The 6,542-nt window shown below is 64.4% G+C and carries 6 protein-coding genes; all 6 read right to left on the bottom strand.

Annotated features, from left to right (window positions below):
* A partial coding sequence (locus tag EN943_RS33520) for an LLM class flavin-dependent oxidoreductase (RefSeq protein ID WP_127416203.1) occupies positions 1-677 on the bottom strand: 677 nt, incomplete at its 3' end.
* Between the two features lie 165 nt (positions 678-842).
* Positions 843-2,303 carry an FAD/NAD(P)-binding protein gene (locus EN943_RS33515; protein ID WP_127416202.1) on the bottom strand — a complete coding sequence of 487 codons (1,461 nt, stop codon included), beginning with the start codon at positions 2,301-2,303 and terminating at the stop codon, positions 843-845.
* On the bottom strand, positions 2,300-3,472 hold the full coding sequence (gene ssuD, locus EN943_RS33510; protein ID WP_127416201.1) for an FMNH2-dependent alkanesulfonate monooxygenase: 1,173 nt from the start codon (positions 3,470-3,472) through the stop codon (positions 2,300-2,302). Before ssuD ends, EN943_RS33515 begins: the two co-directional genes overlap by 4 nt.
* A gap of 237 nt (positions 3,473-3,709) precedes the next feature.
* Positions 3,710-4,648 carry a sugar ABC transporter substrate-binding protein gene (locus EN943_RS33505; RefSeq protein WP_127416200.1) on the bottom strand — a complete coding sequence of 313 codons (939 nt, stop codon included), beginning with the start codon at positions 4,646-4,648 and terminating at the stop codon, positions 3,710-3,712.
* A gap of 14 nt (positions 4,649-4,662) precedes the next feature.
* Complete coding sequence (locus EN943_RS33500) at positions 4,663-5,658, bottom strand: ABC transporter permease (RefSeq protein WP_127416199.1); 996 nt, start codon at positions 5,656-5,658, stop codon at positions 4,663-4,665.
* Positions 5,658-6,542: ABC transporter permease (locus EN943_RS33495; protein ID WP_164778516.1), on the bottom strand; the 885-nt coding region annotated here is incomplete at its 5' end. The genes EN943_RS33500 and EN943_RS33495, both read right to left, overlap by 1 nt.

Here is a 6,542-nt window from a genome sequence, read left to right as displayed (position 1 = left end):
GCCCTGAGGTCGTCGACCTGCTTGGCGATTTCGGCCGGCGTGTTGCCGTTGGTGAAGTACCAGTCCGAAACCCGCGATGCCATGTCGCGTGCGGCGCGCGACGAACCGCCCTGGAAGATTTCGGGCAGCGGCTGCGGCGGCTTCGGCTTCAGCGAATATTCGTTGAAGCGGTAGAAATCGCCACGGAAGGTGAAGCTGTCTTCAGTCCAGATTCCGCGCAGCGCACGGATGAATTCCTCCGAGCGGCGATAGCGCTCGTCATGATCGAGCCAATGCTCGCCGATGGCATGGAACTCGCCACGGAACCAGCCGGAGACGAGGTTGATCGCGACACGGCCATTGGTGAGATAGCTGATGGTGGCGATCTGCTTGGCCGCCAGCGCCGGGTTCCACGGTCCGGGCAGGATCGCCGCGATGACCTTGAGCGTGGTGGTCGCCGCCAGCAGATCATGGCTGAACGCCACCGATTCATGCTGTTCGTCGGCGCCGTAGCCGGCGGTGAAACGTATCTGGCTGAGCGCGTAGTCGAAGCCGGACTTCTCGGCGATCTGCGCCAGCTTGCGGTTGTACTCGGCCGAATGGTTGGTGCGCTGCTCGATGTTGGAAATCACCAGGCCGCCCGAAACATTCGGCACCCAGTAGGCAAACTTGATCGCGTCGGTCTCTGCGTGTGCCATGAACTGTCTCCCATTCAGGCCGTGTCGTTGATCGATCCGGCTGCGGCCAAACTTCGCCGATATTTATTATGTTTATAGAATCTATATACAAAGAAGGATTTTCCGTTTTTGGGGTCCTCTTGGGACGGAAATACCAATTTTCCTCGGCCGACCCGTTTTCCGGTGTCAGCTCGGGACTGAACCGTGCGCGACATCGGCGCCGACGGCCTGTGCTGACGGCAGCGTTACCGGCAGCTTGGCAATTTCAACCGCGACCGCCTGGGCATGGCGGGCGACTTCCGGCAGACCCATGAGCTCGCCGAAAGTCCCTCGTGCCAGCGGGCCGGCGACCAGGAGTGTCGCGACCGGCTCACCGTTCCGGCCAATCGCGCGGCTGTCGAGACCTGTCTCGATGCCAAGCCCATATTGGTCCGTCCTGATCAAGCCGGCTCCCGCCAGCGAGCTTAGCGCCGGGTTCAGCTGCAGCGCCTGCCCATGGGCCGGACCTGTGGTGTTGACGACGGCAGCGAAGCGCGCAGTCTCGATCCGGGTCTGCCCGCGCCGTTGAAAGCTGACAGCCAGGCTGCCGTCCTCATCGTTCGACGCGACGAGCCTGGCGGCAATGGTGTCGACTGTGCCGGCGGCATGGCGCCGGTCGAGCACGGCGGCGACCTGCGGCGCGATCCTGAAACGATGCACGTCCCAGAACACGCGCAGCTGCCGGACGAGCCTTGCACGCTCCGGCGGAGCAAGTGCGGCCCACAGCACCGGCCCCTGCAGGCGCAGCTGATCGAAGACCGACTGCCAGTTGACATTGGCCGCTCTTGCCGCTGCCAGCATCGCGCGAATTGTCCTGAGCAGGCCGAGCGCCGTCGTCGCCGGCGCGGATGCAAAATCGCCAAAAGGCTCGCCCCTGACATCGGGGTGTCCGCGCGAGCGTAAGCCTCGGCGCGACAGCACGAGGATGCGGCCACGATGGCCACGACGGTCGAGTTCGGCGACCATGTCGGCAGATGTCAGCCCGGAGCCGACGATCAGCACCGACGCCTCCGGCCCGATCCCTGAAAGCGCGGCGGAAGCGTACGGATCGGCTATGAAACCCGGCGCTTCCGTCAGCGAGGCCAGCGCGGCGGGAATTCCAGGCTGCGGGTGCGTTGCTGCCAGAACGACGATGTCGGAGGCGACCGGTCCGGCAGAGGTGTGCACGGTCCAGCCCGCGCCGCTGGCATCGCGTGTGACGCGTGTGGCGGAACCTTCAACATGATGGACAACGCCGGAATTGAGATGCGGCGCCAGATGCTCGGCAACATAGCGACCGAACACGCGCCGGCGCGGAAAAGCGTCGCCGTTCTTCCAGATGGCATCCGGGTCGTGTTCGAGTTCTCCACTGCCAGTCAACCAGCGTGCAAAATGCTGCGGGTCGTCGGGAGCCATGCTCATCCTGACCGCAGGGACATTGACCCGATGAGACGGTTCCTCGCTGGAGTAGGCGAGGCCGCCGCCAAGCAAGGGTCGCGGCTCGACCACGGAAATGGAAATGCGCTTCGGCCGATGCAGTTGCGCCAGGTGCCACGCCACCGCCGCACCGGAAAAGCCACCGCCAATGATGGCGACGCGCAACCGCGAGGACGGAGGACGCAAGTTCACGAGGCGCTGGCGAGCGACTTCGGCCGATGGTCGCCGGCGATGGTTTCGCCGAACGGACCGGTGTTGACCGACGAGCCGGCGGCTTTGACCGGATGGTCGGCCGGCAGTTTCGGCAGCACCAGCTCGCCGAAGCGATAGGCTTCTTCGAGATGCGGATAGCCGGAAAGGATGAAGGTATCGATGCCGAGGCGCCGGTACTCGTCGATGCGCTCGGCGATCGTGTCGGGGTCGCCGACAAGGGCAGTACCGGCACCGCCGCGCACCAGGCCGACACCGGCCCAGAGGTTGGGGGCGATCTCGAGCTTGGCGCGATTGCCGCCATGCAGTGCGCTCATCCGTGCCTGGCCGACCGAATCCATGCGGGCAAAGACCTTCTGCGCCGAGGCGATCGTCGCATCGTCGAGCCGGCTGATCAGCCTGTCGGCGGCGGCCCAGGCCTCCTCGGTGGTTTCGCGGGCGATGACATGCAGCCTAATGCCGAAGGAGAGATTGCGGCCGGCCTTCTGCGCCAGTTCACGCATGCCGTCCAGCTTTCGCTCGACATCGGCTGGCGGCTCTCCCCAGGTCAGGTATTTGTCGATCTCCTGCGCCGCCACCACGGACCCAGCGTCGGACGACCCGCCGAAATAGAGCGGCGGATAGGGCGTCTGAACCGGCGGAAACAGCAGCCTTCCATCCTCGATGTGGAAATGCTTGCCCTCGTGCTCGACCGTCTCGCCGCTCAGCACACGCTTGTAGATCCGCAAGAATTCCTGCGTCACCTCGTAGCGCTCGGCATGCGACAGGAAAATGCCGTCGCCCTTGTTCTCCAGCGGATCGCCGCCGGTGACGACGTTGATCAGCAGGCGGCCATTGGAGATGCGATCCAGCGTCGCAGTCATGCGCGCGGCCAGCGTCGGCGACTGCAAACCGGGCCGCACGGCGACAAGGAAACGCAAGCGTTCGGTCATCGGTACGAGGGCCGATGCGATCACCCAGGAATCCTCGCACGAGCGGCCGGTCGGCAACAGCACGCCATAGTAGCCGAGCGTGTCGGCCGCCTTCGCCACTTGCGTCAGATACGGCAGATCGACCGATCTGCCGCCCTCGGCCGTGCCGAGATAGCGGCTGTCGCCATGCGTCGGCAGGAACCAGAGCACCTTGATGCGGTCTGGCACGACCCGGCTCATGGCCTTTCTCCCGCTGCCTGCCGAAGGCGGCCGGATATGCCTGCTTTGGTGGGTAGCTGATGCGAAAGAGTGGGCATGGCGTGGTCCTGTCCGGGTGGAAACAGATCGCCAGTGCAGATTGCTTATTCCATAAACTCTGTAGAGTTAGTTTATTCCAATTCTGCCGCCGCTATTAGAATTTCTCTCTCTGGCAAGGAAAGGAGGCCGGCCCGAATACACCGGGCCGGCCTCCTCGTATCAGAACGCTGGTTCGACCGCGTTGACGTTGTCCTTGGTGACGACGGTCAGCGGGATGGGCAGCCGGTCCTTGACCTCCTTGCCGTCGATGATCTCGGCCATCGTGTTGATCGCCAGGCGGCCATCCTCGACGGGCGACTGGACGATGGTCGAGTACATCTCATTGGTGCGGATCGATTCGAACGCATCCTTCTGGCCATTGATGCCGACGATCGGCGGTGCGGCCTTGGAGGGGTTCGCCTCCTTCCATGCGTCGATGAAGCCGCGGGCCATCGTGTCGTCATTGGCGTAGACACCGCTGATCTGGTCGCCGAAGCGTGTGATCAGATCACGGCTCACCACCAGCGCCTTTTGCTGGTCGAAGTCGGCGTTGACCGTGTCGAGCACCTTGATGTCGGCATTGGTTTCCTTGAGACGGTCGGTGAAGCCGCTGACGCGTCCGATCGTAGTGCCGTTGCCGGCCTGGCCGGCGATGATGACGACGGAGCCCTTGCCGCCCAGTGCCTTGCTCAGCGAGTCCGCCGCCAGCTTGCCTTCCTCGTAGACATCAGGCCCGGTGAACGACTTGATAAACGGCTTGGCATCGTCGCTCATCGGCGAATTGATGAGGATCGCCGGAATGTTCGCCTGCTGCGCGCGCGCCAGTCCCGGTATGTAAGCCTGCGGGTCGAGCGGCCACAGGATGATGCCGTCGACCTTGCGCGCAACGCAGGTGTTGAGCTGCTCGGTGCCTTTCTGGACGTCAAAGTCCTGGCTGAGGCTCAGGATCTCGATACCGAGTTCCGTGGCGCGCGCCTGAAGCGCCTTGTTGGCCGGCGTCGCGTAGGCATGCGAATCCGCTGCCGTCACGTAGCAGACCGTCTTGGCGCTGGCCCAGCCCGTCGATGCCAGCACAGCCGCCATGGCGGCGACGTGAAGCATGCTTTTCTTGCCAATCATGTGTTTCCTCCCAATCATGTGGTTCCTCCTTGAGTGATTGGATTGTCGCGAACGAGCGCCGGGCGCGTGCCCGGAGCCCTCCCCTTGGTGGTAACGGCCCGATCGAGCACGACGAGCAGGATCAGGATAAGCCCGGACACGACCTGCTGGACGTATGCGGGAACGGACTGGAACTCCATCGCGATGGTCAGCGAGCCGATCGTCAGCACGCCGCCGAGTGTGCCGAGCGCGGATCCCCTGCCGCCTTCGAGACGAGTCCCGCCGACGACGACCGCGGCAATGACGGCGACCGTCAGTTCCGAGCCGAAGACAGGCGAGCCGGTGTTGGTGACGAGGCTCTGGAGAACCCCCGCCAGGCCGGCAAGCGTGCCGGCAAAGACAAAACCGAGAAAGACGATACGGTCCGAGGCGATACCGCTTTCCTTGGCAGCCGCCGGGTTGGATCCCACCGCAAAGACGTTGCGCCCAGGTATGGTGCGCGTCAGCCAGAAATGCAGCAGCACGATCAGGGCGATGAACAGCGCGCTGCGGAGGGTGAAGACATCGAGATGGATCTTGGCCAGCGCCAGGGAGAGCATGATGTCGGTTCCGGTCACCGGCTGGCTGTTGGTGATCCAGTGCGCGAGCGAGCGGAAGATCAGCATCGTCGCGAGCGTCAGCACGAGCGAATTCACCTTCAGGCCGACGACCAGCATGCCGTTGATGGCGCCGGCCAGGGTACCGACCAGGATGCCGACGATCGCGGCAGGCAGGATGCCGATCTCTCGCTGCAGGATGACCGACACGATGCCGGCCAAGGCAAACACCGCGCCACCGGAGAGGTCGATCTGGCCCGATATCAAAAGCACCGTCAGGCCGATCGCGATCAGGCCGATCGTCGCCGCCCGGTCGAGGCCGAGGCCGAGGGTCGATGCCGAGAGGTAGCCGGGGACCAACAGCGCGGAAATGACGAGCGTCAGGCTGAGAATGATGACGACGCGATGCTGCGAGACAAGCGAAAGAAAACGCATCACGCCACGCCTCGCTTGCGCAGCGCCGCATCCATGCCGACGGCGCCGACGATCAGGATGCCGAGCACGAAACCCTGGATTGGCGTGCGCACGCCATCGAGCACCATGACGTTGGTCAGCAGTTGCACGAAGATGAGGCCGGCAATGGCCCGCGGCACCGATCCGAAGCCGCCGACGATCGACACGCCGCCGACCACCACCGCCGTGATGGCGCTGAATTCGTAGCCGCCGCCGATGAGCGGCCGCGCGCTCTGCAGCGTCAGCCCGAGCAGACCGCCGCTGATGCCGGAAGCCAGTGCGGTGATCACGAAGGCGCCAGCCTTCACGGCCTGCACCGGAACCGCACTTGCCTCGGCGGCGCTGTAATTGCCGCCGGTGGCGAGCGTCCATCTGCCCCAGAAGGAGCGGGACAGGACGAAATGGCCGACAAGAGCAATGACCAGGAAGATCAGCACCACGACCGGAATGCCGAACAGCCGCCCCTTGGCGAATTCGGCGGAGGCGGGATTGCTGCCATAGACGATGACCCCGCCGACAGCCGCCTGGACGATGCCCAGTCCGATCGTGCCAACGCCCAGCGTGGCAATGATGGGATTGATGCCGACATATCCGACCAGGACCCCGTTGAGCAGGCCTATGAGGCCCGCGAGACCCACCGCCAGCAGGAACGCCGGCAGCGGCCCGATCATCGGCTGCAGCCCGAGCGACAGGATGGCGCCGCAGGCGATGGTGGCCGGCACCGACAGGTCGGCCAGGCCGCCGACCACGAGCACGAAGGTCATGCCGACGACGACGATGCCGACGATGGACATCGAGGTCAGGACGTTGAGCAAATTGCCTGACGTGAAGAAGGCGGGGCTGACGAGGGAGCCGTAGAGCATCAC

The sequence above is a fragment of the Mesorhizobium sp. M7A.F.Ca.US.006.01.1.1 genome (assembly GCF_003997935.1).
Lineage (GTDB): Bacteria > Pseudomonadota > Alphaproteobacteria > Rhizobiales > Rhizobiaceae > Mesorhizobium.
This window is presented reverse-complemented; position numbering and strand designations above follow the sequence as displayed.

Bases quoted from the DNA above. Each gene is read 5' to 3' on its own strand.
- EN943_RS33500 (WP_127416199.1), bottom strand. From the start codon at position 5,658: ATGCGTTTTCTTTCGCTTGTCTCGCAGCATCGCGTCGTCATCATTCTC.
- EN943_RS33505 (WP_127416200.1), bottom strand. From the start codon at position 4,648: ATGATTGGCAAGAAAAGCATGCTTCACGTCGCCGCCATGGCGGCTGTG.
- ssuD (WP_127416201.1), bottom strand. From the start codon at position 3,472: ATGAGCCGGGTCGTGCCAGACCGCATCAAGGTGCTCTGGTTCCTGCCG.